This is a genomic window from Sphingomonas trueperi (genome assembly GCF_011927635.1).
Taxonomy (GTDB): Bacteria; Pseudomonadota; Alphaproteobacteria; order Sphingomonadales; family Sphingomonadaceae; genus Sphingomonas; species Sphingomonas trueperi.
On the sequence record NZ_JAATJB010000005.1, the window covers coordinates 284,690 to 310,014 of the forward strand.

The 25,325-nt window shown below is 67.8% G+C and carries 23 protein-coding genes and 3 tRNA genes; 6 read left to right on the forward strand and 20 right to left on the reverse strand.

The features are described from left to right. The first annotated feature begins 41 nt into the window (after nucleotides 1-41). The 3 genes from GGR89_RS10955 to GGR89_RS10965 are packed head-to-tail and all read left to right on the forward strand — an operon-like array spanning nucleotide 42 to nucleotide 3,501. Nucleotides 42-284 carry an acyl carrier protein gene (locus tag GGR89_RS10955; RefSeq protein ID WP_019368784.1) on the forward strand — a complete coding sequence of 81 codons (243 nt, stop codon included), beginning with the start codon at nucleotides 42-44 and terminating at the stop codon, nucleotides 282-284. Between the two features lie 5 nt (nucleotides 285-289). Continuing rightward, on the forward strand, nucleotides 290-1,492 hold the full coding sequence (spt, locus tag GGR89_RS10960) for a serine palmitoyltransferase (RefSeq protein WP_125977454.1): 1,203 nt from the start codon (nucleotides 290-292) through the stop codon (nucleotides 1,490-1,492). A gap of 44 nt (nucleotides 1,493-1,536) precedes the next feature. Beyond that, nucleotides 1,537-3,501 (forward strand): ATP-binding protein, encoded by a 1,965-nt coding sequence (locus tag GGR89_RS10965; RefSeq protein WP_125977455.1) that lies wholly within the window; start codon nucleotides 1,537-1,539, stop codon nucleotides 3,499-3,501. 16 nt (nucleotides 3,502-3,517) lie between these two features. On the opposite strand, the gene GGR89_RS10970 is transcribed toward GGR89_RS10965, so the two are convergent. The 5 genes from GGR89_RS10970 to hspQ all read right to left on the reverse strand — a co-directional run bounded on the left by GGR89_RS10970 (nucleotide 3,518) and on the right by hspQ (nucleotide 6,056). Next, nucleotides 3,518-4,114: a TetR/AcrR family transcriptional regulator gene (locus GGR89_RS10970; RefSeq protein ID WP_125977456.1), complete on the reverse strand. Its 597-nt coding sequence runs from the start codon at nucleotides 4,112-4,114 to the stop codon at nucleotides 3,518-3,520. Between the two features lie 101 nt (nucleotides 4,115-4,215). After that, on the reverse strand, nucleotides 4,216-4,761 hold the full coding sequence (locus GGR89_RS10975; protein WP_125977457.1) for a GNAT family N-acetyltransferase: 546 nt from the start codon (nucleotides 4,759-4,761) through the stop codon (nucleotides 4,216-4,218). A 172-nt stretch (nucleotides 4,762-4,933) separates the two neighbouring features. After that, complete coding sequence (rpmA, locus tag GGR89_RS10980) at nucleotides 4,934-5,203, reverse strand: 50S ribosomal protein L27 (protein WP_064313800.1); 270 nt, start codon at nucleotides 5,201-5,203, stop codon at nucleotides 4,934-4,936. A gap of 30 nt (nucleotides 5,204-5,233) precedes the next feature. After that, nucleotides 5,234-5,539 (reverse strand): 50S ribosomal protein L21, encoded by a 306-nt coding sequence (gene rplU, locus GGR89_RS10985; protein ID WP_084580603.1) that lies wholly within the window; start codon nucleotides 5,537-5,539, stop codon nucleotides 5,234-5,236. A gap of 136 nt (nucleotides 5,540-5,675) precedes the next feature. After that, the gene (gene hspQ / locus GGR89_RS10990) at nucleotides 5,676-6,056 is read right to left on the reverse strand and encodes a heat shock protein HspQ (RefSeq protein ID WP_125977458.1); all 381 of its coding nucleotides are present in this window, start codon (nucleotides 6,054-6,056) and stop codon (nucleotides 5,676-5,678) included. A 214-nt stretch (nucleotides 6,057-6,270) separates the two neighbouring features. Between hspQ and GGR89_RS10995 the strand changes: the two genes are divergently transcribed. Beyond that, nucleotides 6,271-6,360 (forward strand) — tRNA-Ser (locus tag GGR89_RS10995). Nucleotides 6,361-6,462: 102 nt separating this feature from the next. Here GGR89_RS10995 and GGR89_RS11000 read toward each other — a convergent pair. From GGR89_RS11000 to GGR89_RS11035, 8 genes are all read right to left on the reverse strand, one after another. Then, on the reverse strand, nucleotides 6,463-6,858 hold the full coding sequence (locus GGR89_RS11000) for a DUF2252 family protein (protein ID WP_277600121.1): 396 nt from the start codon (nucleotides 6,856-6,858) through the stop codon (nucleotides 6,463-6,465). Beyond that, a tRNA-Lys gene (locus tag GGR89_RS11005) sits at nucleotides 6,847-6,922 on the reverse strand. Before GGR89_RS11005 ends, GGR89_RS11000 begins: the two co-directional genes overlap by 12 nt. Nucleotides 6,923-6,953: 31 nt before the next feature. Then, nucleotides 6,954-7,029: transfer RNA gene (locus tag GGR89_RS11010), tRNA-Lys, on the reverse strand. Nucleotides 7,030-7,128: 99 nt separating this feature from the next. Beyond that, nucleotides 7,129-8,247 carry a rod shape-determining protein RodA gene (gene rodA / locus GGR89_RS11015; protein WP_125977460.1) on the reverse strand — a complete coding sequence of 373 codons (1,119 nt, stop codon included), beginning with the start codon at nucleotides 8,245-8,247 and terminating at the stop codon, nucleotides 7,129-7,131. Continuing rightward, nucleotides 8,247-10,274 (reverse strand): penicillin-binding protein 2, encoded by a 2,028-nt coding sequence (gene mrdA, locus GGR89_RS11020; RefSeq protein WP_125977461.1) that lies wholly within the window; start codon nucleotides 10,272-10,274, stop codon nucleotides 8,247-8,249. The genes rodA and mrdA overlap by 1 nt, the downstream gene beginning before the upstream one ends. A 3-nt stretch (nucleotides 10,275-10,277) precedes the next feature. Continuing rightward, a complete protein-coding gene (mreD, locus tag GGR89_RS11025; protein WP_125977462.1) occupies nucleotides 10,278-10,787 on the reverse strand; it encodes a rod shape-determining protein MreD in 510 nt (169 codons plus the stop codon). Beyond that, nucleotides 10,787-11,686: a rod shape-determining protein MreC gene (gene mreC, locus GGR89_RS11030; RefSeq protein WP_125977463.1), complete on the reverse strand. Its 900-nt coding sequence runs from the start codon at nucleotides 11,684-11,686 to the stop codon at nucleotides 10,787-10,789. Before mreC ends, mreD begins: the two co-directional genes overlap by 1 nt. Nucleotides 11,687-11,702: 16 nt before the next feature. Continuing rightward, nucleotides 11,703-12,743, reverse strand: coding sequence for a rod shape-determining protein (locus GGR89_RS11035; RefSeq protein ID WP_064313791.1), 1,041 nt, complete (start codon nucleotides 12,741-12,743; stop codon nucleotides 11,703-11,705). Between the two features lie 152 nt (nucleotides 12,744-12,895). Between GGR89_RS11035 and mutL the strand changes: the two genes are divergently transcribed. Continuing rightward, complete coding sequence (gene mutL / locus GGR89_RS11040; RefSeq protein ID WP_167712888.1) at nucleotides 12,896-14,731, forward strand: DNA mismatch repair endonuclease MutL; 1,836 nt, start codon at nucleotides 12,896-12,898, stop codon at nucleotides 14,729-14,731. A 7-nt stretch (nucleotides 14,732-14,738) separates the two neighbouring features. Here mutL and GGR89_RS11045 read toward each other — a convergent pair whose 3' ends face one another. The 6 genes from GGR89_RS11045 to GGR89_RS11070 form a co-directional block, all read right to left on the reverse strand. Next, nucleotides 14,739-15,389, reverse strand: a complete 651-nt coding sequence (locus GGR89_RS11045; RefSeq protein ID WP_125977857.1) for a CAP domain-containing protein — start codon at nucleotides 15,387-15,389, stop codon at nucleotides 14,739-14,741. Between the two features lie 109 nt (nucleotides 15,390-15,498). Further along, entirely contained in the window at nucleotides 15,499-16,374 is an 876-nt protein-coding gene (locus GGR89_RS11050) for an acyl-CoA thioesterase (protein WP_125977855.1), read from the reverse strand. Further along, nucleotides 16,374-17,498 carry an acyl-CoA dehydrogenase family protein gene (locus GGR89_RS11055; protein ID WP_125977854.1) on the reverse strand — a complete coding sequence of 375 codons (1,125 nt, stop codon included), beginning with the start codon at nucleotides 17,496-17,498 and terminating at the stop codon, nucleotides 16,374-16,376. The genes GGR89_RS11050 and GGR89_RS11055 overlap by 1 nt, the downstream gene beginning before the upstream one ends. Nucleotides 17,499-17,623: 125 nt before the next feature. Continuing rightward, the gene (locus GGR89_RS11060; RefSeq protein WP_206431277.1) at nucleotides 17,624-18,808 is read right to left on the reverse strand and encodes an acyl-CoA dehydrogenase family protein; all 1,185 of its coding nucleotides are present in this window, start codon (nucleotides 18,806-18,808) and stop codon (nucleotides 17,624-17,626) included. A 168-nt stretch (nucleotides 18,809-18,976) separates the two neighbouring features. Then, on the reverse strand, nucleotides 18,977-21,001 hold the full coding sequence (locus GGR89_RS11065; RefSeq protein WP_125977850.1) for a 3-hydroxyacyl-CoA dehydrogenase NAD-binding domain-containing protein: 2,025 nt from the start codon (nucleotides 20,999-21,001) through the stop codon (nucleotides 18,977-18,979). Between the two features lie 217 nt (nucleotides 21,002-21,218). Beyond that, entirely contained in the window at nucleotides 21,219-22,442 is a 1,224-nt protein-coding gene (locus tag GGR89_RS11070; protein ID WP_125977846.1) for a serine hydrolase domain-containing protein, read from the reverse strand. 144 nt (nucleotides 22,443-22,586) lie between these two features. On the opposite strand from GGR89_RS11070, the gene GGR89_RS11075 reads away from it, so the two are divergent. Next, nucleotides 22,587-24,350, forward strand: coding sequence for a class I adenylate-forming enzyme family protein (locus tag GGR89_RS11075; protein WP_125977844.1), 1,764 nt, complete (start codon nucleotides 22,587-22,589; stop codon nucleotides 24,348-24,350). A gap of 80 nt (nucleotides 24,351-24,430) precedes the next feature. Here the strand turns inward: GGR89_RS11075 and GGR89_RS11080 are convergent, their stop codons facing one another. Continuing rightward, nucleotides 24,431-25,231: a DeoR/GlpR family DNA-binding transcription regulator gene (locus GGR89_RS11080; RefSeq protein ID WP_125977842.1), complete on the reverse strand. Its 801-nt coding sequence runs from the start codon at nucleotides 25,229-25,231 to the stop codon at nucleotides 24,431-24,433. Between the last annotated feature and the right edge of the window lie 94 nt (nucleotides 25,232-25,325).

A 25,325-nucleotide genomic window follows, 5' to 3' on the forward strand; every position in this document is an offset into this window, starting at 1 on the left:
TCGCTTGGCACCTGCGGCCGATCACACTAAGGACCGGCCGCATGACTGACCGTGCAGAAATCTTCGACATCGTCGCCGCGCAGATCGAACCCTTCAACAAGAAGGGAGTCGCGCTCACCGAAACTACCACCTTCGCGGGCGATCTCGAATGGGACAGCCTGACGGTGATGGATTTCGTCGCCGCGATCGAGGACGAGTTCGACATCGTCATCACCATGAACATGCAGGCCGAGATCGAGAATGTCGGCCAGCTGGTCGACGCCGTGCAGAAGCTCAAGGGCTGAACCGCATGACCGACCTGATGAGCAAGTTCGACGGCCTGATCGCCGAGCGGCAGGCGCTGCTCGACAGCGGCGTGATCGACCCGTTCGCGATCGTGATGGAGCAGGTGAAGTCGCCGACTGAAGCGGTGATCAAGGGCCGGGACACGATCCTGCTCGGCACCTACAACTATATGGGCATGACGTTCGATCCGGACGTGATCAAGGCCGGCAAGGACGCGCTCGACCAGTTCGGCTCGGGTACCAACGGCAGCCGCATGCTCAACGGCACCTTCCGCGACCATATGGACGTCGAGCAGGCGCTGCGCGACTTCTACGGCGTGTCGGGCGCGATCGTGTTCTCGACCGGCTACATGGCCAATCTGGGCATGATCTCGACGCTGGCGGGCAAGGGCGAGTACATCGTCCTCGACGCCGACAGCCACGCCTCGATCTATGACGGCTGCAAGCAGGGCAATGCCGAGATCGTCCGCTTCCGCCACAACGACGTGACGGACCTGGACAAGCGCCTCGGCCGCCTGCCTGCCGAAGCCGGCAAGCTGGTGGTGCTGGAAGGCGTCTATTCGATGCTCGGCGACATCGCGCCGCTCAAGGAAATGGTCGCCGTCGCCAAGAAGCACGGCGCGATGGTGCTGGTCGACGAAGCGCATTCGATGGGCTTTTTCGGCCCCAACGGCCGCGGCGTCTACGAGGATCAGGGGCTGGAAGCGGACGTCGATTTCGTCGTCGGCACCTTCTCCAAGTCGGTTGGCACCGTCGGCGGCTTCTGCATCTCGAACCACCCCAAGTTCGAGGCGATCCGCCTGGCCTGCCGCCCGTACATCTTCACCGCCTCGCTGCCGCCCAGCGTGGTGGCGACCGCGGCGACCTCGATCCGCAAGCTCGCGACGGCGCACGAGAAGCGCGCCAGGCTGTGGGAGAATGCCCGCACGCTGCACGGCGGCCTGAAGGCGATGGGCTTCAAGCTCGGCACCGAGACGCCCGAAAGCGCCATCATCGCGGTGATCCTGGAGGACCAGGAGCAGGCGGTGGTGATGTGGCAGGCGCTCCTCGAAAACGGCCTGTACGTCAACATGGCGCGCCCGCCGGCGACCCCGGCCGGCACCTTCCTGCTGCGCTGCTCGCTCTGCGCCGAGCATCGCCCCGAGCAGATCGAGCGCGTGCTGGGCATGTTCCGCGCGGCGGGGCAGGCCGTGGGGGTCATCGCCTAACCGGCCTTTTCACTTTCGTCCCAAGCGCCTAGAGTCGGGGCCGGATGAGCGAAGCGATCCCGTCTCTGGAGCGTTCGGTTCACGCGAAGAACTGGCGCCTGGTGCTGCTGGCGGCGCTGGCAGTGGCCGGCGTGCTCGTGCTCGGCGCGCTGATCCTGATCCAGCAGCGCACCGATCTCGAGCGGGACCGGGCGATCGCGCTCCAGCAGCACAGCTTCGAAGTGATTCTGCGCGCCAACCAGCTCTCCGGCGGCATCGCCTCGGCGGAGGCGGCGCTGGGCCGCTATGTGGTGAGCGCCGATCGCAATCTCGGCCAGCAATATAGCGATCAATGGGGCAAGGCCGGCGAGCAGCTCCAGCGGCTGCGCCAGCTGACCGGCGACAACCCGACGCTGTTCGCCGAGGTCCGCCAGCTGCAGCGCGCCTTCGCCGAGCGTGGCAAGGAACTCGACGCGACTGCGCTCTACACCACCTACAAGCGCAACAGCGACGCGTTCGGCGCCTATTATCAGGTCCGCGAGAGCGCGGCGCGCAAGCAGGTCGAAGCGATCCTCGACGATATCGTCGAGCAGGAACGACGGCTGCTGCGCGACCGCACCCGCGCGGCGGCGCAGCTGATCGAGAACAGCAGCTATGCCTCGCGCGTGCTCAGCGGCTTCGGCCTGGTGATTGCCCTGGGCGCCGTCATCTTTGGGTGGCTCGCGATCGAGGCGCAGGGCGATCGTGCGCTCGCCGATGCCGACGCCGCCTGGGAGCGCGAGCGGACGGGGCAACTGCGCGAAGCCGTTGCCGCCGCCACCGCCCAGCTGCGCGAGGAAGCGCGCGAGCGCGAGGTCGCCGAGGCCAAGCTGCGCCAGGCGCAGAAGATGGACGCGGTGGGTCAGCTCACCGGTGGTATCGCGCATGACTTCAACAACATGCTGGCCGTCGTGCTGGGCGGGGTGGAACTGGCGCGCCGCCAGATCGAAAGCGATCCCCGCGAAGCCGCGCGTCATCTCGACAATGCGATGGAGGGCGCGCACCGCGCCGCCGCGCTCACCCGCCAGTTGCTCGCCTTTTCGCGCTCCGAATCGTTGGCGCCCGAGCCGGTCGATGCCGGCGCGCTGATTCGCGGGATGCGCGACCTGCTGGATCGCACGCTGGGCGACGCGATCCGGGTGGAGGCGCAGGACCGCGGCATGGGGTGGCGGATCTGGGTCGACCGCCACCAGCTCGAAAACGCGGTGCTCAACCTGGCGGTGAACGCGCGCGACGCGATGAACGGGCGCGGCACGCTGGTGATCACCACCGGCGAATCGCGGCTGGCGGCGAACGAGGTCGGGCATTGCGCGGCGGGCGACTATGTCTCGGTCGCCGTCCGCGACGATGGCTGCGGCATGACCCCCGAGGTGCTGGAGCGCGTGTTCGAGCCCTTCTTCACCACCAAGCCGGTGGGCAAGGGGACGGGGCTGGGGCTCAGCCAGATCTTCGGCTTCGTCCGCCAGTCGGGCGGCGGCATCGCGATCGAGACCGCGCCCGATGCCGGCACCACGGTCACCCTGTACCTGCCGCGCTACAAGGGCGCGCTGACCGGCACCGTCACGGCGCCCGTGGTCATCGAGTCGGCGGAGGAGAAGGTGGGCGAGAGCTACGACATTCTCGTCGTGGAGGACGATCCCCGCGTGCTGGCTGCCACGCTGGCGGCGCTGCGCGAGCTGGGCCACCGGGCGGTGGGCTGCGCCGATCCGCTCCACGCGCCGACGGCGATCGCGGCGATGGCCTCGCTCGATCTGGTGATGACCGACGTGCTGATGCCCGGCCAGACCGGCCCGGAAATGATTGCCGCGGTCGAGGCGACGTTGACCGGGGTCGCGGTGCTGTTCGTCACCGGCTTCACCGGCGAGGCGAGCGCCGAGCAGCTCCGCGACCGCCCGGTGCTCCGCAAGCCGTTCACCGTCGCGGCGCTCGCGCGCGCGGTGCGCGAGGCCGTGGCGGGCGAAGCCCAGCGAATGGGGCAGGCGGCGGAGTAGGGCGCCGCGTCGCGCGTTACGGCCCTTCGCTCGCTGCCTCGATCCGCTCACGCAGCATCGCCGCGGCCAGGTCGCGCGCCGTGTCGCGCGGGAGGCCCAGCGCGCGGGCCATGGGGGCGCCGAGTAGCGCGTCGCCCAGCGCCATCAGGGTCAGCTGCAGCGTTTCCTCGCGCAGCGGCGCGCGCGAATCGGTGCCTTCGCTGATCCGGTCGACCAGCCGGTGGATCGCCTCCAGGATCGGGTCGAGCGCATCCTGATTGCCGGTGAGCAGCATCCAGCTCGCCAGTGCGCCCGCGCCCTCGCGGCCGAACGCGTCGAAGGTGAGGGCCACCACCTCGCGCAGGTCGTGGTCGGTGGTCCGGGCGCGCAGCACCGCCTCGCCGATCTTGGCGGTGACGGTCTCGGCCATGCTCGCCGCCAGCGCCTTTTGCAGCCCCGCCGCCGAGCCGAAATGATGGAGCAGGTTGGCGTGCGTCCGACCGATCCGCGCGGCGACGGCCTTGAGCGTCACCGCCTGCGGGCCGTCCTCGATCAGCAGCGCGCGGGCGGCTTCGAGCGCGGCATCGCGCGATTCTCCGGGGGAGAGGCGCCGGCGCGCCGCCTTGGTCGTCAAGCTGCTGGCCTTGTGTCCATATATGGCCGGCTTAGTCGAGCTCGCGCGCGGTGGGAAGCGCCGCGCCCATCCTCCCCCCTTGGAGGAAGGACGGGAAGGCGTCACGCCGCGAGGCGGGGTTCCGGCCCCGATCGGCAGCCTTCGGCGTCGAGATCCAGCTCGAAGCCGACGCACGCCATCTCGCATCCGCGACCCTTGGACCAGAGCGGCTCGACGCGGCCGGTCGGCTGGAAGCCCAGCTTGCGCAACACGCGGCCCGAGGCGGGGTTGTCGACCGCGTGGCGCGAGGTCACCCGGCGGATGCCCGACGCGCGCGCCGCGGCGAGCACGCCGCGCGCCGCTTCGGTGGCATAGCCCTTGCCCCAGGCGGACGGCGTGTACCAATAGCCGAGCTCGTGCGCCTCGCCGCCGGCCGCATCGATGCCGACGCAGCCGATCAACGCCACGCTGCCGCCCTGGTGCTCGAACACCAGGAAGCGCGTGTCGGTCCAATGGGCGAGAAAGGTCTCGGCCGCTTCGATCGAATAGGGCCAGGGCACGCGCGACAGATTGCGCACGACGGCCTCATGGTCGATCGCCCGGGCTAGGGTGGGGGCGTCCTCGGGCCAGCCGGGACGTAACGTCAATCTCTGGGTCCGCACGAACATGACCACTCTCCTCGGTCCTGCGGCTTATGCGCATGCCGATATGGCATCGCTGTTTCGCCGCGGTGTCAGGGGAGCAATAAAAAAGGGAGACCGGGGCGACCCGTCTCCCTTTTCGCGTTGGTTCATCCGAACCCGGGTCGCCCTGGTGGGCAACCCGTACGGTCGCCCGATGTTACTCGGCCGCCTCGGCAATCATGTCTACGGAGCAGAACTTGCGACCAAGCTTGCCTTCCTTGAACGACACGCGGCCTTCGACGAGCGCGAAAAGGGTATGGTCCTTGCCCATGCCCACGTTCACACCCGGGTAGAATTTGGTGCCGCGCTGACGCACGAGGATGTTGCCGGCGAGAACCGTCTCGCCGCCGAACTTCTTCACGCCAAGACGGCGGCCAGCAGAGTCGCGACCGTTGCGGGACGAGCCGCCTGCCTTCTTATGTGCCATTGTCTATACTCCTCGTGTCTCGTCAGTCGCTTACTGGGCCGCGCCGATGGCAGTGATCTTGAGGATCGTGTGCTGCTGGCGATGGCCGTTCTTGCGGCGATAGTTGTGACGACGACGCTTCTTGAAGACGATGACCTTCTCGCCCTTCGCCTGCGCGACGATTTCGGCAGAAACGGTCAGGCCGTCGGTAGCCTTCAGCTCGCCGCCTTCGCCGGCCAGCAGGACGTCGCCCAGCGTCACCGACGAACCGGCTTCGCCGTCGAGCTTCTCGACGACGATCTTGTCTCCTGCGGCAACGCGATACTGCTTGCCGCCCGTGCGCACGATAGCGAACATCGGTCTCTTCTCTGGTTCAAATGCATGTGCCCGCCAAGGTTGCACCTCGGCAGGAGGAAGGGCGCAACTATGCGAGGGGGGCGGGAATGTCAACCGTTCCGCAAGACGAAACTGCGATTTTCCGAGTCACGCGCGCTTAATGGCGATGGTTCGGCTTCAGCTGGTAGCGACCTGCGTCGAAGCTGTCGAAAAGCCCGCTGATTCCGGGATGGTCAACCGGCTCGTCGCTGTCGTCCGCCACCAGGTTCTGCTGGCTGACATAGGCGATATAGGTCGAATCGGCATTCTCGGCGAGCAGATGGTAGAAGGGCTGGTCCTTGGCCGGCCGCATGTCGACGGGAATCGAATCATACCATTCGTCGCTGTTCGCGAAGACGGGGTCGACGTCGAAGATCACGCCGCGGAAATCGAGCAGGCGGTGGCGCACCACGTCGCCGATGGCGAAGCGCGCGCTGGCGATCGGCGGCATCGGCGTGCCCGAGTCGATGGAAAGAAGCGAACCATTGGTTTCTGACATTTCCCCAATCTAGGGTTGCGGAGGCGCAACGGCAACGGTGCGCGGCCTGCCGTTCCCGATCCGGGAAGGGGCAGGGTGGCGCATGCGCTTTCCGCGATCGCGAAAAAACTTGAAGAACCCTGCTTGCGGCCCCCAAAACTTTGCGCTAGTGGCCGCGCCTCACAGCGACCGGTACGCGGTGCGGGGCCTTCCCGAAGCGCGTATCCTCCCTAGCGGAGAGGTGCCGGAGTGGTCGATCGGGGCGGTCTCGAAAACCGTTGTGCGGGTAACCGTACCGAGGGTTCGAATCCCTCCCTCTCCGCCATGGGGCCCCCGCTGGTGCGTCGAACGGATCGACGTCCTTCTCCCAGACAGCATCACGCAGCGACGGCATGGCGCCGACAATGCTCGAGACAGCGCGCGGACTTCACCGCCTCGCCGCGGCTGAATTGGTCGAGCTCGAGCTTGAGGTCCTGCGGCGCCAGGTCGCGGACGAACAGCGAGCGGCCGAGCCTCCGCTCGCCACCGGGTCCATGTCGCGAATCTGCACCTCGACGCGACCGTCGCTGTTGGAGAGGGGCCTAAGATTGCCGACATGGCAGTCCCCGCAGATCCAGATCGACGGTCCCTGCAGCACGCGTGCGGAAACCGGCGAGCGTTCCAGCCCATCATGGAATTTGGCGGTATTGCCGCGGACACAGCCGTGCGCCGAGCGCGCCATCTTCAGCGTGCGCCACGCGCTGAGGCCGGCCCGCCCAGGCTCTATCGTTGTCTGCCGCTCGCGACAAACATGGCCGGAACGATATGGGAGTGGTGGACACACTTGGGCTCGAACCAAGGACCCGCTGATTAAGAGTCAGCTGCTCTACCAACTGAGCTATGTGTCCGTACCGGAAGGCATCGGGGCAGAAGAGGAAGTGGTGGACACACTTGGGCTCGAACCAAGGACCCGCTGATTAAGAGTCAGCTGCTCTACCAACTGAGCTATGTGTCCATCCGGCTTCTGCATGGCGCCCTTGGTGGGGCACCGCCGCTTCGGAGGCGCGCCTTTAGCGTCGCGCCTTGCGGCTTGTAAACCCCAAAAATGAAAAAATCACCAGCGGGTCTTGGTGCGGCCGTCGCGGTCGATCGAGAGGAGGATTCCCAGGCACAGCATGAAGGTCATCACCGCGGTGCCGCCGAAGCTGATCAGCGGCAACGGCACGCCCACCACCGGCGCCAGCCCGATCACCATCGCCATGTTGATCGAGCAATAGAGGAACATCGTGCCCGAGATCCCCGCCGCGGTGAGCCGACCGAAGCGCGTCTTGGCGCGCATGCCGACGCCGATGCCCCAGGCGATCAGCATCCCGAACGCGACGATCAGGAACACGCCGCCGGCCAGGCCCCATTCCTCCATCATCGTCGCCAGCGCGAAGTCGGTCTGGCCCTCGGGGAGATAGTCGAGATGGCTCTGGGTGCCCTGCAGGAAGCCCTTGCCGAAGATGCCGCCCGAACCGATCGCGATCTTGGACTGGGTGATGTGGTAGCCGGTGCCGAGCGGGTCGCGCTCGGGATCGAGGAAGATCAGCACGCGGTTGCGCTGATAGTCGTGCAGTACGAAGTTGAAGGCGAGGGGGGCCGCGACCGCCACCGCCAGCGCACCGGCGATGAACAGCCGCAGCGGCACGCCCGCCAGGAACATCACCATGACGCCGCAGCCGGTGATCATCAGCCCGGTGCCGAGATCGGGCTGCATGATGACGAGCAGCGCCGGCACCCCGATCAGCACGCAGGCGGGCCAGATCGCGACGAACTTGCGCGTCTCGCTGGCCGGCAGCATCTCGTAGAAGCGGGCGAGCGCGAGCACGATCATCGGCTTCATCAGCTCGGAGGGCTGGAACTGGAAGCCGCCCAGGCTGATCCAGCGCTGGCTGCCGCCCGCGACCTTGCCGAGCAGTTCCACGCCGAGCAGCGCGACCACCAGCGCGCCGTAGATGGGGAGCGACCATTGCGACAGGACGCGTACGGGGATGCGCGACATGCCGATCGCCACCGCGAGAAACAGGAAGAAGCGGGTGCCCTGGTTGAATGCCCAAGGCCGGATATTTCCATTGGCGGCGGAGTAGAGCACGACCAGGCCGAAGCCGCCGATCGCGAGCACGAGGAAGAGGACCTTCCACGGCAGCTGCGCGACCTGCATGGGGACGATGCCGTTGCCGGGGCGCGCCATCAGTCGCCCTCCACGCTGCCGGTGGGCGCGACGTCGCGCTTGGTCGAATCGGCGGTGCTGTTGGCGGCCTGGTCGGCGAGGCTGCTCGCGGCCTCCTCGGTGTCCTCGGGCGCGGGCGGGGGCGGGGCGGCCTGCGCCGCGCGAAAGGCAGCGGACTGCGCCGCCATGCGCGTCGTATAGTCGCCGCCCCAGGTGGGCTCCACTTCGGCCAGCGTCTTCATCGCCTGATCGCGATCGAACAGATAGGTCATGATGTCCCGACCGATCAGCGGCGTATCGAGGTTGCGGATCGTATGGCCGTTATGCTCGAGTACGATCGCGGCGGCATATTTCGGATTGTCGTGCGGGGCGAAGCACACCAGCAGCGCGTGGTCGCGCATTTTGAACGGCAGCGAGCCGTTCTTGAGCACGCCGGTGCGGCGCTCCGCCATGGTGATGCGGCGCACCTGCGCGGTACCGGTCTTGCCCGCCAGCGCGACGCCGGGGACGTACATCCGTGCCGCACCGCCGGTGCCGCCGCCATTGATCACGCCGTACATCGCCTCGCGCACCACCGCGAGGTCCTCGGCGCTCACCGGCAGCGGCTGGGCACCCGAGGGGCCGTTGGCGAGCAGCCGCGGCACCAGGATCTTGCCCGAGGCGAGCCGGCTGGCCATCACCGCCAGCTGCAGCGGGTTGGCCAGCACATAGCCCTGGCCGATCGAAGCGTTGAGTGAATCGGCCACGGTCCAGGGATGGTGGTATTTCTTCAGCTTCCAGGCGCTGTCCGGCACGGTGCCGTAGCGCTGGGTGGTGAAGGGCATGTCGAACTTCTGGCCAAGCCCCAGCATCCGCGCCATCGGCGCGATCGCATCATAGCCGACGCGGCGGACCATCTCGTAGAAATAGATGTCGCAGCTCTGCATGATCGCGTTCTTGAGGTCGAGCGGCCCGTGCCCGCCCTTCTTGTGGCAGTGGAACACGCCGCTGCCGACGCGCAGCGCACCGGAGCAGAACACCCGCTCGTTCGGGCTCACGCCCGCCGCCATCAGCGCGAGGCCGTTCATCGGCTTGACGGTGGAGCCGGGCGGGTAGAGGCCCTGCAGCACCTTGTTCATCAAGGGAACATGGTCGTCCTCGGACAGCATCTTCCATTCGAGCTGGCTGATGCCGTCGGAAAAGCTGTTGGGATCGTAGGACGGCATCGACACCATCGACAGGATGTCGCCGCTGGCCACGTCGATCACGATCGCCGAGCCCGAATTGGTGCCCAGCCGCCGCGCGACATATTCCTGCAGCCCGGAATCGATGGTGAGCTTGATGCTCTCGCCCGGCTGGTCGGCGCGGGTCTCGAGCTCGCGCACCGGGCGGCCATGCGCGGTGACCTCGACGCGCTTGGCGCCTGGCTTGCCGCGCAGCCGGTGGTCGAGCGTCTTCTCCAGCCCGTCCTTGCCCAGCTTGAAGCCGGGGGTGACGAGCAGCGGATCCTTGTCCGCCTTGAACTGCTCGGCCGAAGCGGTGCCGACATAGCCGATCAGATGGCCGACACCCGCGCCGAGCGGGTAATGCCGGGCATAGCCGCGCGTCGGCGCGACGCCGGGCAGCTCGGGCTGGCGCACCAGCACCGCGGCGAAACGGTCCCAGTCGAGATTTTCCGCCACCTGCACCGGGCGGAAGCCGCCGGCGCGCTTGAGGTCGGTCTCGATGCGGGCGAGGTCTTCGGGCGGGAGATTGAGCAGCCGGGTGAGTTCGGCGAGCAGCTTGTCCTTGTCGACGATGCGATCTGGGATCAGGTCGACGCGGAAATCGGTGCGGTTGCTGGCGAGCGGCTTGCCGCTGCGATCGAGCAGCCAGCCGCGGCGCGGCGGGATCAGCGTGTTGTTGACCCGGTTGCTCTCGGCCTTGAGCTTGTATTGCTCGTTCTCGACCACCGACAGCCAGGCCATGCGGCCGGCGAGCACCATGCCGACGGCACCCTGCGCCACGCCGAGTACCACCGCGCGGCGGGAGAAGCTGTAGGTCTGGGCGGCTTCGGTGATCCGCACCATCGCTCAGGCCTTCACCACGTCACGGTCGAGCCAGGCGCACAGCCTCGAGGCGAGCGGGAACAGCATCGCCGATGCCCCCGCCTGGAGCAGCAGCGCGGCATCGACCTTGGCCGAGATGGGGGACGCGAGGAACCGTCCCGCGATCAGCACGAAGCCGGTCGCGCCCGCGGCGATGAGCCAGTCCTGCCAGAAATTCCGCCACACGATGCGCGTCTCTAGCACGTCGATGATCAACATGCATGCCATCCACAGGAACATCGCCGAGCCGAAGGGCTGGCCGCTGAGCAAATCGTCGAACAGCCCGAGCGGCGCGGCGGCCCAGACGCGCAGCGCATCGGGCCGCAGCAGCCGCCAGCCGAGCAGCATCAGCAGGCCGAAGGGCGGCAGGAACGGCACGGTCGCGATGACCGGTACGATCGTCACCAGCGAGGCGAGCGCGATCGACAGCGGCGCCAGCCAGCGCGCCCGGGGGCGCGGCGGCGGCACTCCCAGCGGCTGGAGGTCTAGCGCCATCACTTGGCCTTGGGGGGCGCGGCAGGGGTCGGGAAGGCCTGGGGCGGCGGCGCCGGCTCGGGCAGGAACACGCGCAGCACCATCACGAAATCGGCCATGTCGGGGTTGCTCGCGGGCGTGACGACCGAGGAATCGCGACCGATCGTGCTGACCTTGCCGAGCGGGATGTTCGGCGGGAACACGCCGCCGGTGCCCGAGGTGACGAGCAGGTCGCCCGCCCGGAAGGGGTTGGCGGCGGCATTGGCGGCGCGCACGTCGAGCGTGCCGTCGCCCTTGCCGGTGACGATGGCGGGCAGGCCGTCGCTCGCCCGGCGGACGGGGATGGTGCTGTCCGGGTCGGTGATCAGCAGCACGCGCGAGGCATTGGGTCCGGCCTCGACCACCTGGCCGATCAGGCCGTCGCCGTCACGCACCGGCTGGCCCTGGCTGACCCGCTGCCAGCTGCCGGCGTTGAGCGTGGCATAGCGGCGCGTGCTGGAGGCGGAGGAATTGACCAGCCGGGCGACGACGATCGTCTCGGGCGTGGCGTCGCGCACCTTGAGCAGCTGGCGCAGCCGCTGGTTCTCGCGCTCCAGGCCCAGCGCACGCTGGAGCGCGGCATGTTCGGCCTCGATCTGGCGCTTGAGCCGCGCATTTTCGCCGCGGACCCCGAAATAGCTGCCGATCGCCGTCGGCACGCTGCCCACGCCGCGCCGCACCGTGTCGAGGCCCGAGGAGACCGGTGTGGTCACCTCGGCCACGGTGCTGCGCAGCGCGGCGAACAGATGCGGGTTGTAGCGCGAGACCAGCACGAGCCCGCCGCCGATCAGCAACAGGCCGATCGCCGCCACATAGCTGAAGAACAGCCCATATTGCGCCCGTCGCGAAAACCCCGGGCGCCGATTCCGTGGCGGCGCCATCGCCGTTGGCCTTTCGTCAGACCTGGAGGAGAACGCCGCGGAACATCGGATCCTCGAGCGCGCGGCCGGTGCCGAGCGCCACGCAGGTCAGCGGATCGTCGGCGACGGTGACCGGCAGGCCGGTCTCGTCGCGCAGCACTTCGTCCAGCCCGTGCAGCAGCGCGCCGCCGCCGGTGAGCACGATGCCCTGGTCGACGATGTCGGCGGCCAGCTCGGGCGCGGTGTTCTCCAGCGCGATGCGGACGCCCTCGACGATCGTGTTGACCGGTTCGGACAGCGCCTCGGCGATCTGGCCCTGGTTGATCTGGATTTCCTTGGGCACGCCGTTGACGAGGTCGCGGCCCTTGATGTGGATCGTCTTGCCGATGCCGTCGACCGGCGGCTTGGCGACGCCGACTTCCTGCTTGATCCGCTCGGCGGTGGCTTCGCCGATCAGCAGGTTGTGGTTGCGGCGCACATAGGAGACGATCGCTTCGTCCATCTTGTCGCCGCCGACACGGACCGAGGTCGAGTAAGCGAGGCCGCGCAGGCTGAGCACCGCGACTTCCGTCGTGCCGCCGCCGATGTCGACGACCATCGAACCGATCGGCTCGGTCACCGGCATGTCGGCGCCGATCGCGGCGGCCATCGGCTCCTCGATCAGCCAGACCTGGCTGGCACCGGCGTTCGACGCGGCATCGCGGATCGCGCGGCGCTCGACCGAGGTGGAGCCCGAGGGCACGCAGATCACGATCTCCGGCCAGCGCATGAAGCGGCGCTGCCCGTGCACCTTGCGGATGAAGTGCTTGATCATCTCTTCGGCGACATCGATGTCGGCGATCACGCCGTCACGTAAGGGACGAATCGCCTCGATCGAGCCGGGCGTCTTGCCCATCATCAGCTTGGCGTCGTCGCCGACCGCCTTGACCTTCTTCACGCCGTTCAGCGTCTCGACCGCGACGACCGAAGGCTCGTTCAGCACGATGCCGCGTCCGCGCAAGTAAACAACGGTGTTCGCAGTACCCAGATCGATCGCCATGTCGTGGGACATGAATTTGAAAATGCGGGAGAAAGCCATCTATTGATCCGTCCTGCCGGGTTGGGCGCCCCCCGTCCGGCTGCTCGCACAAATTGTTTGGCCCGAACCCGTTCCGGGACGAAGTTGCCTCCGGCCTGGTTTCATGCGGATGCGGGTCGCGGGAGGCCGTCGCTTGGGCTACAGCGGATGGCATGTCAATACGCCGCCTGCCCGAACATCTTGTTAACCGTATCGCTGCCGGCGAGGTGGTCGAACGCCCTGCCAGCGCTCTCAAGGAACTCGTTGAAAACGCAATCGACGCAGGCGCGACACGGATCACCGTGAAGCTGGCCGGCGGGGGCATCGAATTGATCGAGGTGATCGACGACGGCTGCGGCATGGCGCCCGCCGAAATGGCGCTCGCGCTGGAGCGCCATGCCACCTCGAAGCTGCCGACCGACGATATCGAGCACGTCGCGACGTTGGGTTTCCGCGGCGAGGCGCTGCCCTCGATCGCCAGCGTCGCGCAGCTGACGCTCGAAAGCCGGGTGCGCGGCGCGGAAGGCTGGTCGCTCACCGTGGACAATGGTGCGAGGATCGCCGAGGGGCCGGCCGCGCTGCCGCCCGGCACGCGGGTGCGGGTGGAGGCGCTGTTCGGCCGCGTGCCGGCCCGCCGCAAGTTCCTGCGCTCGACCCGGGCCGAATATGCCGCCTGCCTCGACGGCATGAAGCGGCTCGCCATGGCGCGGCCCGACATCGCCTTCGCGGTCGAGCATGACGGCCGCCGCGTGCTGAGCGTGCAGGGCGGCGAGAGCCGGCCCGCGCGGGTCGCGGCGCTCACCGATCGGGCGCTGCAGGAGAACAGCGTCGCGATCGATTTCGAGCGCGAGGGGCTGGTGCTCGGCGGGGTGGCGAGCATCCCGACCTTCAACCGCGGCGTGGCGGACCACCAATATCTGTTCGTCAACGGCCGGCCGGTGAAGGACCGGCTGCTCGTCGGTGCGGTGCGCGGCGCCTATGCCGAGATGCTCGCGCGGGATCGGCACCCGGTGGTGGCATTGTTCCTCGACGTGCCGCCCGAGGTGGTCGACGTGAACGTGCATCCGGCCAAGACCGAAGTGCGCTTCCGCGATCCGGCATTGGCGCGCGGGCTGATCGTCAGCGGGTTGCGGCGGGCGCTGGATGCGGCGGGGCACAGGAGCGTGCAGCGGCCGAGCGAGGCGGCGCTGGGCTTGTGGCAGCCGGGGGGCGGGGGGAGCAATAGCCCCTCCCCTTCAGGGGAGGGATTGGGGTGGGGCAGCGTCTCACCGAGACCAAGCTATGATCTGGCATCCCTCCACCACAACCCCTCCAAGGAGGAGGGGCTTAGACGCTATTCCGGCGCCGTCCGCGATTCCGGCACCTTCTTCGCCGCCGCGCCCCTGGCCCGCGCCGAACCCGCCCGCCACGAAGCCCCGCTCGCCACCGATTTCCCGCTCGGCGTCGCCCGCGGGCAGGTCGCCAAGACCTATATCGTCGCCGAGGCGCAGGACGGGCTCGTCCTGGTCGACCAGCACGCAGCGCACGAGCGGCTGGTGCTGGAGCGGATGCGCCGCGCCATGGCCGGCGGCACCGTTCCCTCCCAGGCGCTGCTCCTCGCCGAAGTGGTCGAGCTGGACGAACCCGGCTGCGACCGGCTCGAAGCCCGCGCGCAGGAACTGCGCGACTTCGGGCTCGAGCTCGAACGCTTCGGCCCGCGCGCGATGCTGGTCCGGGCGGTGCCCGCCGCGCTCGGCACCGGCGACGTGCACGGCCTCGTCACCGATCTCGCCGACGAGCTCGCCAGCTTCGACGAGGCGCTGAGCCTGAAGGAGCGGCTCGATCATGTCGCCGCGACCATGGCCTGCCACGGTTCGGTGCGCGCCGGGCGCATCCTGTCGGTCGCCGAGATGAACGCGTTGCTCCGCGAGATGGAGGTCACGCCGCATTCGGGCCAGTGCAACCATGGCCGCCCCACCTGGGTGAAGCTGGCGCATGGCGACATCGAGAAGCTGTTCGGCCGGAAGTGACCGCCGATCAGCGCTGCAGGGCGTAGCGGAGGCGCACCGGGCGGCCATCCTTGGTCGCGCTGACGTTCACGACGCAGATATGCTCCATCTTGCTGTGCGGGCCGCAGCCGATGCCGGCGAATTTGAGCTTGGCATCGAACAGCAGCCTGCGGTGGCCGCGATCGGGCACGCCGTCGTCGACGATCATCTGGCGCACCACCTCCTCGGCATTGTCGAAGCCATAGGCGATCGCCTCGCCGACGAAGATGTCGCCGCCGTGCCGCTTCACCCGGATGCCGGGATCGCTGCCATCGGCACCGCGATGCCCCCGTGCGCCGAGCGCACCCTGCTCGCGGGAGAAGTCCACCGCAGTCAGCGCGAGGATCTCGGCCTGGGTGAGCGGTGGGAGCGGTTCCTGCCGTTCGAGAAAGGCGATGGTCTCGTCGACCACCACCGTGCCCTCGCGGGTGAGTATCCCGTTATAGTCGCCCGGCAGATAGACGACGGCACCGTCGAAATAGCTGCGATATTCGCGCAGCTTCTCGGCATAGGCGCGGGGATTGGCCCGCGCGGCGTTGATCTGGGCGAGGACCGAATCCTCGAGCGTTTGCGCATGCAGCGCCGTCGCCGCGAATAGCGACAGGAGAGGCGCGCATATCGCGAGCACGCGATACGACATAGGACAAAACCCCAAACCTCCCGGTCAGGGGTGTATCTGCACGACTCGTGGATAATCAAGCGTAATAATTGCGTAGGCGAAAGGAAGCGATCGCCCGCCAGACGCGCTGTCAGAGCGTGCGGATCAGCCCTTCCTGGGTGACGCTCGCCACCAGCCGACCGTCCCGCGCGTAGATGCTGCCGCGATTGAAGCCGCGGGTGTGGCCGGCCCAGGGACTGTCGGTCGCGTAGAGCAGCCAGTCGTCGAAGCGGAACGGCTCGTGCAGCCAGAGCGCATGGTCGAGGCTGGCGGTCTGCACCTCGCCGCTCATCCAGCTGACCCCGTGCGGCAGCATGCAGGTGCCGAGCAGGGTCATGTCGCTGGCATAGGCAAGCATCGCGCGGTGGAGCGCGGGTTCCTCAGGCAGGGGGGCGACGACGCGGAACCAGCTATGTTGCCGCGGTTCGCGGGGCTCGGGCTGGAACCAGTTGCGCGGGTTGACCGGGCGGATCTCGATCGGCCTGGCGCGGAGAAAGAAGCGCTTGAACTTCTCGGGAATCTGATCGCGGATTGCCTCGCGCAGCTCGGCCTCGGAGCGGAGGTCCTCGGGCGGCGGCACCTCGGGCATCGCGTCCTGGTGGAGCAGCCCCTCCGCGGGCAGCTGGAACGAGGCCGCCATGTTGAGGATCGGCTTGCCCTTTTGCATCGCGATCACGCGGCGATTGGCGAAGCTGCGCCCCTCGAAATCGCGCACCACGCGGTAGAGGATCGGGTAGTTCTCGTCGCCCGGGCGCATGAAATAGGCGTGGAGCGAATGCGCGACCTTGCCGTCCTCGACCGAGCGCTGCGCCGCCTGCAGCGCCTGGGCGATCACCTGTCCGCCGAACACCCGGCCGACGCCGCCCGGCTGGCGCGCGCCGCGGTAGAGATCGGTATCGAGCGTCTCGACGTCGAGCAGCGCGGTTAGGCCGGCGACCAACTCCTCGGGGGATTTCGCGTCGGTCATCAGTAGCCGGCCGCCTCCGCCAGCGCATTGGCGTGATAGTTGGAGTCGCCGAACATCTCGGCCAGCACGCGCGCGCGCTTCATGTAGAAGCCGATGTCATATTCGTCGGTCATGCCGATGCCGCCATGCATCTGGATACCCTCTTGCACCGCGAGGGTGGTGGCAAGCCCGGTCATTGCCTTGGCGATGGCGACGGCTTCGTCCGCCGGTTCGCCGGCATCGAGCAGCTGCTGCGCCTTGAGTGTCGCGGCGCGGGCGACTTCCAGCTCGCTATAGAGATGCGCGGCGCGGTGCTGGAGCGCCTGGAAGCTGCCGATCAATGTGCCGAACTGCTTGCGTTCCTTCAGGTACCCGATCGTCATGTCGCTCGCGCCCGCGCCGACCCCGAGCAGTTCGGCCGAGGCACCGGCGCCGGCGGCGCGGAGCAGCCGGCCCAGCGGATCGGCACAGGCATCGATCTCGCCGACCACCGCATCGGCGGTGACTTCGACGCCGTCGAAGCTGGCATGCGCGGCGAGGCTGGAATCGGCGAGGCGTTCGGGGCGGAGGTCGAGGCCCGCCGCCTTGGGGTCGATCGCGAACAGGGTGATGCCTGCCGCATCGGTATCGCTGCCGGCGGTGCGCGCGGTGACGAGGATCAGGTCGGCGGCATGGGCGTGATGGGCGAAGCGCTTGGTGCCGCTCAGGCGGAAGCCGTTGCCGGCGCGCTCGGCCTTGAGGGCGACGGCGCGGCCGAACTTGGGTTTCTCGTCATGCGCGATCGCGATCACCGCTTCGCCCGCGGCAATGCCGGGGAACCAGCGATCGGCATGCGCCGTGCCCTTCAGCGCCTCGACCGCGGCAACGGCGGTCGAGAGGAAGGGGGAGGGGGTGAGGTTGCGGCCGATCTCCTCCAGCACCACGCCCGCCTCGACATGGCCGAGGCCCAGCCCGCCCGAAGCTTCAGGGATCAGGATGCCGGTAAGGCCCATCTCGGCGAACTGCTTCCACAGGTCGCGGCTGAAGCCGGTGGGATCCTTGGCGTCGCGCAGCGCGCGGAGGTGGCGGACGGGGGCATGTTCGGCGACGAACTCGCGGGCGGTGTCGCGGAGCATCGTCTGTTCGTCGTTGAGGTAGAGCGGCATGGTTCCATTCCTCCCTCTCCCCCTGCGGGGGAGAGCCGGGGAGAGGGGCAGTCTCTCGCGCCGGCCCGTTTGTGACTGTGGGACTGCCCCTCTCCCAACCCTCTCCCCGGTGGGGAGAGGGCTTTTCAGCCCGGCAGTTCGAGGATGCGCTTGGCGACGATGTTGAGCTGGATCTCGCTGGTCCCGCCCTCGATCGAATTGGCCTTTGTGCGCAGCCAGGCGCGCGGCCTGGCGCCCTTGGCCGAGGCCTCGCTCTCCCATTCGAGCGCATCCGATCCGCCGGCGGCCATGATCAGTTCGTGGCGCTGCTTGTTCAGCTCGGTGCCGACATATTTCATCATGCTCGGCTGGGCGGGATGGGCGCGGCCGGCCTTGAGCTCGTCGAGAAAGCGCTCGGACATCGCCGAGAAGGCGCGCATCCGTACCTCGAACAGCGCGATCTGCGCGCGTAGGATCGGATCGGCGAGCCGGCCCTGGTCGTCGAGCCCGATCGTCGCGATCGCGCCTTCGATCAGCGGATTGCCGCCCGCCCGGTCCAGCCCCATGCCCGAGATCATCTCGCGCTCATGGCCGAGCAGATACTTCGCGACGTCCCAGCCCTTGTTCTCGTCGTGCACGCGCTGGGACTTGGGCACCTTCACATTGTCGAAGAAGGTCTCGCAGAAGGGCGAATAGCCCGAGATCAGCAGGATCGGCTTGGTCGAGACGCCGGGCGAGGCCATGTCGAACAGCACGAAGCTGATCCCGCCCTGCTTGGTCTCCTTGGAGGTGCGGACCAGGCAGAAGATCCAGTCGGCCTTGTCGGCATAGCTGGTCCACACCTTCTGGCCGTTGACGACATAATGGTCGCCGGCATCCTCGGCCCAAGTCTGCAGCCCGGCGAGGTCCGAGCCGGCATTGGGTTCGGAATAGCCCTGGCACCAGCGGATCTCGCCGCGCGCGATCTTGGGCAAATGCTCCAGCTTCTGTTCTTCGGTGCCATATTTGAGCAGCGCGGGCCCGAGCATCGAGATGCCGAAGCTGTTGAGCGGGGTGCGCGCGCCCATCCGCTTCATTTCCTCGCGCAGGATCTTGGTCTCGGCTGGGGAGAGTCCGCCGCCGCCATATTGGGTCGGCCAGTCGGGCACGGTCCAGCCGCGCGCGGCCATGCGGTCCATCCAGAGCTTCTGGTCGGGATGCGCCCAGTCGGGATTGCGCCCGCCCCAGACGATGTCCTTCTCCGATCGGATCGGTTCGCGCATCGCGGGCGGGCAGTTCGCCTCCAGCCAGGCGCGGGTGTCGCTGCGGAAGCTATCGAGATCCTGCGTCATCATCCTCTCCCTTCCAAACCCCTCTCCCCTCGGGAGAGGGAGGGGCCCGCCGCCGTCAGGCGGTGGGAGGGTGAGGGGGGCCATGTTAGCCGATTATCCCGCTCACCCTTACCTTTCCGGCGCGGCGCGCCTCCCTCCCTCTCCCAGCGGGAGAGGGAGAGTGATTGGTCACCGGTTGAACTTCTCGCCCTTCTCCGCCTTGTCGCGGAGCAGCGGGGCGACCTCGAAGCCGTATTTCTCCAGCCCATCGACGATCTTCTTGAGGCCCTCGCTGTCGGCCCAGAACATCGGCCCGCCCCGGTATGGGGGCCAGCCATAGCCATAGACCCACACCACATCGATGTCGCTCGCCCGCTGGGCCATGCCCTCGGCGAGGATCAGCGCGCCTTCGTTGACCATGGTGTAGAGCGTGCGGACGACGATCTCCTCCTCGGTGATCTCGTGGCTCGGCACATTGAGCTTGCCGCGCCATTCCTCGATCAGCTCGGCGACGCGCGGGCTGTTCGAAGGCTGGCGCTTCTCGTCATAGTCGTAGAAGCCGGCGCCCTTCTTCTGGCCCCAGCGGCCTTCGGCGGCGAGCGCGTCGCGGATATTCTCGATGCGATTGGGATCGCGGTGCCAGCCGATGTCGACACCGGCGAGATCGGCCATCTGGAACGGCCCCATCGGCATGCCGAAGGCGACATGGACCTTGTCGATCTGCTCGGGCGTGGCGCCTTCGAGCAGCATCTTGGTGGCTTCCACCTGGCGCGGCATCAGCATGCGGTTGCCGATGAAGCCGTAGCAGACGCCCGCGATCACCGCGACCTTCTTGATCTTCTTGCTCAGCGCCATGGCGGTCGCCAGCACGTCGTCGGCAGTCTTGGCGCCGCGGACGATCTCGAGCAGCTTCATGACGTTGGCCGGCGAGAAGAAGTGCAGCCCCACCACGTCCTGCGGGCGGCTGGTGGCGGCGGCGATCTCGTCGATGTTGAGATAGCTGGTGTTCGACGCGAGGATCGCGCCCGGCTTGGCGATCTTGTCGAGCCGGCCGAACACGTCCTTCTTCACGTCCATGCTCTCATAGACGGCCTCGATGATCAGGTCACACTCGGCGAGATCGTCGAAGTTGAGCGTGGGCTGGAGGAGACCCATCGCCTTTTCGACCTGCTCGGCGGTCATGCGGCCCTTGGCGGCGGTCGCCTCGTAATTCTTGCGCATCACGCCGGTGCCGCGGTCGAGCGCGTCCTGCGCCATCTCGACGATGGTCACCGGCACGCCCGCCGACAGGAAGTTCATGCTGATCCCGCCCCCCATCGTGCCGGCACCGATCACGCCGACGCGCTTGATGTCGCGCAGCTGGATGTCGTCGGCGATGCCGTCGATCTTGGCGGCCTTGCGCTCGGCGAAGAAGATGTGGCGCAGCGCTGCCGACTGCTGCCCCATGATCAGCTTCATGAAGCCCATGCGCTCGGCCTGGACGCCCTCGGCATAAGGCTTGCCGGCGGTCTGTTCGATGATGTCGATGATCGTGTTGGGCGCGTCGAGCCCGCGGAAGCGCTTGGCGTTGGCGGCGCGAAACTTGGCGAAGGTCTCCGCATCGACGGCGACCGGGCGCTCGCTGGAGCGCGAGACCGGCTGGCCGATCACCTCGTTCGCGAAGGCAACGGCGTCGGCGAGCAGGCTGTCCTCGCCCGCGAGCCGGTCGACCAGCCCCGCGTCCTTGGCCTGGGTGGCCGAGATCGGGTCGCCCTTGGTCGCCATCTCCAGCGCGACTTCGACGCCCGCGACGCGCGGCATGCGCTGGGTGCCGCCCGCGCCGGGGAGGATGCCGAGCTTCACTTCGGGCAGGCCGAACTTCGCCGAGGGCACGGCGATGCGATAATGCGACGCCAGCGCCACTTCGCAGCCGCCGCCGAGCGCGGTGCCGTGGACGGCGGCGATCACCGGCTTGTCGAGCGCCTCGATCTGGTCGACCAGCACCGGCAGCGACGGCTCGGCCATCGCCTTGCCGAATTCGGTGATGTCGGCGCCTGCGAAGAAGGTCTTGCCGGCGCAGATGATGACGACCGCCTGGATGCTCTCGTCGCCCTTGGCTTCCTCGATGCCGGCCTGCAGCCCCTGCCGCACCGCCACGCCGAGCGCGTTCACCGGCGGATTGTCGGAGGTGAGGATCAGGACAGGGCCCTGACGGCTGGTGGTAATCACGGACATGCGTTCGAACTCCTTGGTTCGGATTGCCGGCCTGGGGCCGGGAGCGGGGTGAAGGGCAGGGCGCGCGGTGCGGGGAGAACGCCACCACCAGCCGTCATCCCCGCGAAGGCGGGGATCCATTGGCGCTGATGCCGCGGTTCTTTCCCCCAACGCACAGGCGAATGGATCCCCGCCTTCGCGGGGATGACGATGGGAAGGGAGGAGAGGACTTCCCGTATCACCGCGTCAGCGCCGAATAGATCAGCGTCTTCAGCTCGCGCCGTATCGGGTAGAGCATCGACGGCGAGAATTGCGTCATGAACACCATCGAAAGCCGCTCGACCGGATCGACGAAAAAGGCAGTCGAGAACATCCCGCCCCAGTAGAATTCGCCGGCCGAGCCCGGAATCATCGTCCTGGCGACGTCCATGGTGATCGCGAAGCCCAGGCCGAAGCCGACCCCGGCATTGGTCGTCTCGTTGAACAGCCCGCGCGACAGGCTGGCGAGGTCGCGGCCGCCGGGCAAATGGTTGATCGTCATCAGCTGGACGGTCTTGGGCGAGACGAGCCGCACGCCGTCGAGCGCGCCGCCGTTCAGCATCAGCGTGTTGAAGCGGTGATAGTCGAGCGCGCTCGAGACCAGCCCGCCGCCGCCGGACAACAGCCTGGGGAAGCGCGACCAGGCCGAGGCCTCGCCGCGATCGTACAGCACGCGGCCTTCGCCTTCCTTCATCGTCCAGCAGTCGGCAAGCCGGTGGACCTTGTCCTCCGGTACCTGGAAGAAGGTGTCGCGCATCCCCAGCGGCGCGAAGATCCGCTCGGCGAAGAATCGGTCGAGCGTCATCCCCGAGAGCCGCTCGACCACCGCGCCGAGCACGTCGGTCGCGACCGAATAGGTCCAGGCCTCGCCCGGCGAGAATTCCAGCGGCAGCATGCCGAGCGTGGCGACGAACTGGTCGAGCGTCAGATTGCCGTGCCAGCTCTCGATCCGCTCGGCCCGATAGGCGGCGTCGACCGGGGTGCGCTCCTGGAACCCGTAGGTGAGGCCGGCGGTGTGGCGCAGCAGGTCGACCATCCGCATCGGCTGCGCTGTAGGGGTGGTGACGAAGGGTTCGCCATTCCCGCCGCCCGCATAGACGCCGACGCCCTTCAGTTCGGGCAGCACATGGTGGACCGGCGTGTCGAGCGCGACCAGGCCTTCCTCCAGCAGCATCATGAAGGCGAGGCTGGTGATCGGCTTGGTCATCGAGGCGATGCGGAACAGCGTCGATTCGTCGACCGCCGTGCCGTCCTCGCGCGCCGCGCCCTGGTGCGAAAAATGGACGATCCGCCCGTCGCGCGCGAGCAGCAGCTGCGCGTGCGGCAGCTTGCCGGTGTCGAGATAGCGCGCCTTCACAAAGGCATCGATCCGCGCCAGCCGGGCGGCATCGAGTCCATGGGTAGTCGGGTCGTCCACTTGCATCGTTGGCGGCATACCTCTCGTTCGAAACGCGTGCAATGCACCTTCTGGCGGGCGCCCGCTTTCTATTGCCTTGAGCGCGCGGCAAATCAACACTAACGTGTGCACCGGTTGGTCAACGAGCCAAACCCAAAGTTCAGAAAGTCGATGGAGAGCGCTGCCTTGACCCTTGAACCGATCGTGCCCTTGCCCCCCGACTGGCCCAAAGCCCCGCTCGCCGCCGTTGACGCGATGCTCACCGCCCCCGGCGCCAAGTTCGAAATGGACACCGTGGAAATCCGCGGGGTTTCCACGCGCGTGTGGAAGAACGCGCCGCCCACGGCCGCGATCCTCGCCCGGCTCGCGCGCGGCTATGGCGATCGGCCCTTCACCATCTACCAGGACGAGCGGGTCAGCTACGAGGCGAACTACCGCGCCACCTGCCATCTCGCGTCCTGGATGCAGGCCAAGGGCGTGGCCAAGGGCGATCGGGTGGCGCTGGCGATGCGCAACCTGCCCGAGTGGCCGACGATCTTCTTCGCCGCGGTGAGCATCGGCGCGATCCTGGTGCCGCTCAATGCCTGGTGGACCGGCACCGAGCTCGAATACGGCATGAAGGATTCGGGCGCCAAGCTGCTGTTCGTCGACGGTGAGCGGCACGAGCGGCTCAAGCAATGCTACGCCGCGCTCCCCGATCTGGAGCAGGTGGTGGTGAGCCGCGCCTGTTCGCCCATCGAGGGCGATGCGGTCGCACTGGAGTCGATCCTCGGGCCCTGCAACAGCTGGGCTGACCTTACCGACATCGCCTTTCCGGAAGTGGGCATCGCGCCGGACGACGATGTCACCCTCTTCTATACCAGCGGCACCACCGGCCATCCCAAAGGGGCGGTGGGCACGCATCGCAACCTGATGACCAATATCCTCACCTCGGGCTATTCGGTCGCGCGGTCGATGCTGCGCCGGGGCGAGGTGCCGCCCGCCGCGCCGCCCCACAAGGTGGGCCTGCTGGTGATCCCGCTGTTCCACGTCACCGCCTGCAGCGCCGGGCTGATGGCGCTGATCGCGGCGGGCGGCACGGTGGTGTTCATGCGCCGCTGGGAGCCGATCGAGGCGATGGAGATCATCCAGCGCGAGAAGGTCAACCAGACCGGCGGCGTGCCGACCATCGCCTGGCAGCTGCTCGAGCATCCCGAGCGCCACCACTACGACCTGTCGAGCCTGGAGAGCATTTCCTATGGCGGCGCGCCCTCGGCACCCGAGCTGGTCAAGCGGATCTTCCAGGAATTCGGCGCGCTCCCCGGCAATGGCTGGGGCATGACCGAGACGATGGCGACGGTGACGCATCATCTCGGCGAGGAATATCTCGCCCGGCCGACCAGCGCCGGGCCGCCGGTGCCGGTCGCCGAGCTCAAGGTCATGGACGTCGACGGCGTGCGCGAACTGCCGGTCGGCGAGGTCGGCGAACTCTGGGCCAAGGGGCCGATGATCGTGAAGGGCTATTGGAACAAGCCCGAGGCGACCGCCGAGACCTTCCGCGACGGCTGGGTGCGCACCGGCGATCTCGCGCGGCTCGACGAGGAAGGGTTCCTCTATGTCGTCGATCGCGCCAAGGACATCATCATCCGCGGCGGCGAGAATATCTACTCGTCGGAAGTGGAGGACGTGCTCTACGCGCACCCGGCGGTGACCGACGCGGCGCTGATCGGCATCCCGCATCGCACGCTGGGCGAGGAGCCGGTGGCGGTGGTCCACCTCGCGCCGGGCACCAGCGCGACCGAGGCGGAGCTGCAGGCCTTCGTCCGCGAGCGGATCGCGGCGTTCAAGGTGCCGGTGGCGATCCGCTTCTCGGCCGAGACGCTGCCGAGGAATGCGAATGGCAAGATCCTGAAGAAGGATCTCAAGGCGCTGTTTGTTACCGACAAGGCGGCGTGAGCTAGCGCGTATCCGTCGCCGCTTCTTCTAATCCCCCTCCCGCTTGCGGGAGGGGCGTTTTCGTGCGCGGCCGCGTACGCTCACACCAAATGTATCGCCGTCCCCGCCGCCGCGGCCGCGGCCGCAATCTCCTCTGGCGGCGCCTGGTCCGTCACCAGGTCCTGCACATCCCCGAACCCGGCGACCTGCACGAAGCCCGACTTGTCGAACTTGGTCGAATCGCACAGCACCGCGACGCGCCGCGCCTGAGGGAGCAGGCTGCGCTTGAACGCGGCCTCGCCCGCATCGAAATCGAGAAAACCGCGTATCGGATCGATCGCGCCCATCGACAGCACGGTCAGGTCGGGTGCGAATTGCCGGCAATAGTCGATCGCCTCGCTGCCGAACGCCGCATGATAATCGGGATCGACCGCGCCGCCCGCCACATAGAGCCGCTGGCCCGGATGCCCAAGCACCTGCGCGGCGATCTCGATGCTGTTGGTGATCACCGTCAGGTCGCGCACATGGCCCAGCGCGCGCGCCAGCCATAGCGTGGTCGTGCCCGAATCGAGCAGCAGCGTCATGCCCGGCCGGACCAGCGCCGCCGCGCGCTCGGCGATGCGCTGCTTGGCCTCGGCCTGGTCGCGCAGCCGCTGGCGATAGGGCGGTTCGAGCACGCCGCCCGGCAGGCACACGCCGCCATGGATCTTCTGCACCCGTCCGGCCTGCTCCAACTGGCGCACGTCGCGGCGGATCGTCTCCTCGGACACGTCGAACCGTTCGGCCAGTTCGCCGATCGACCATTGGCCGCGCTGCTCGAGTAGTTCGAGCAGCGTGGCGAGGCGGGCGGCCTGTGTCGCGCGGGCCGAGGGTGCCCGTGCGGGCAGGTCCAAGCTTTCCATCGAGCAACTGTATCAGCGTTCAGTGGGCGCGAGAACCCACACGGGAACGTTCAAATCCACATAAAACAACACTCAATGTCACATCTGAGTCATG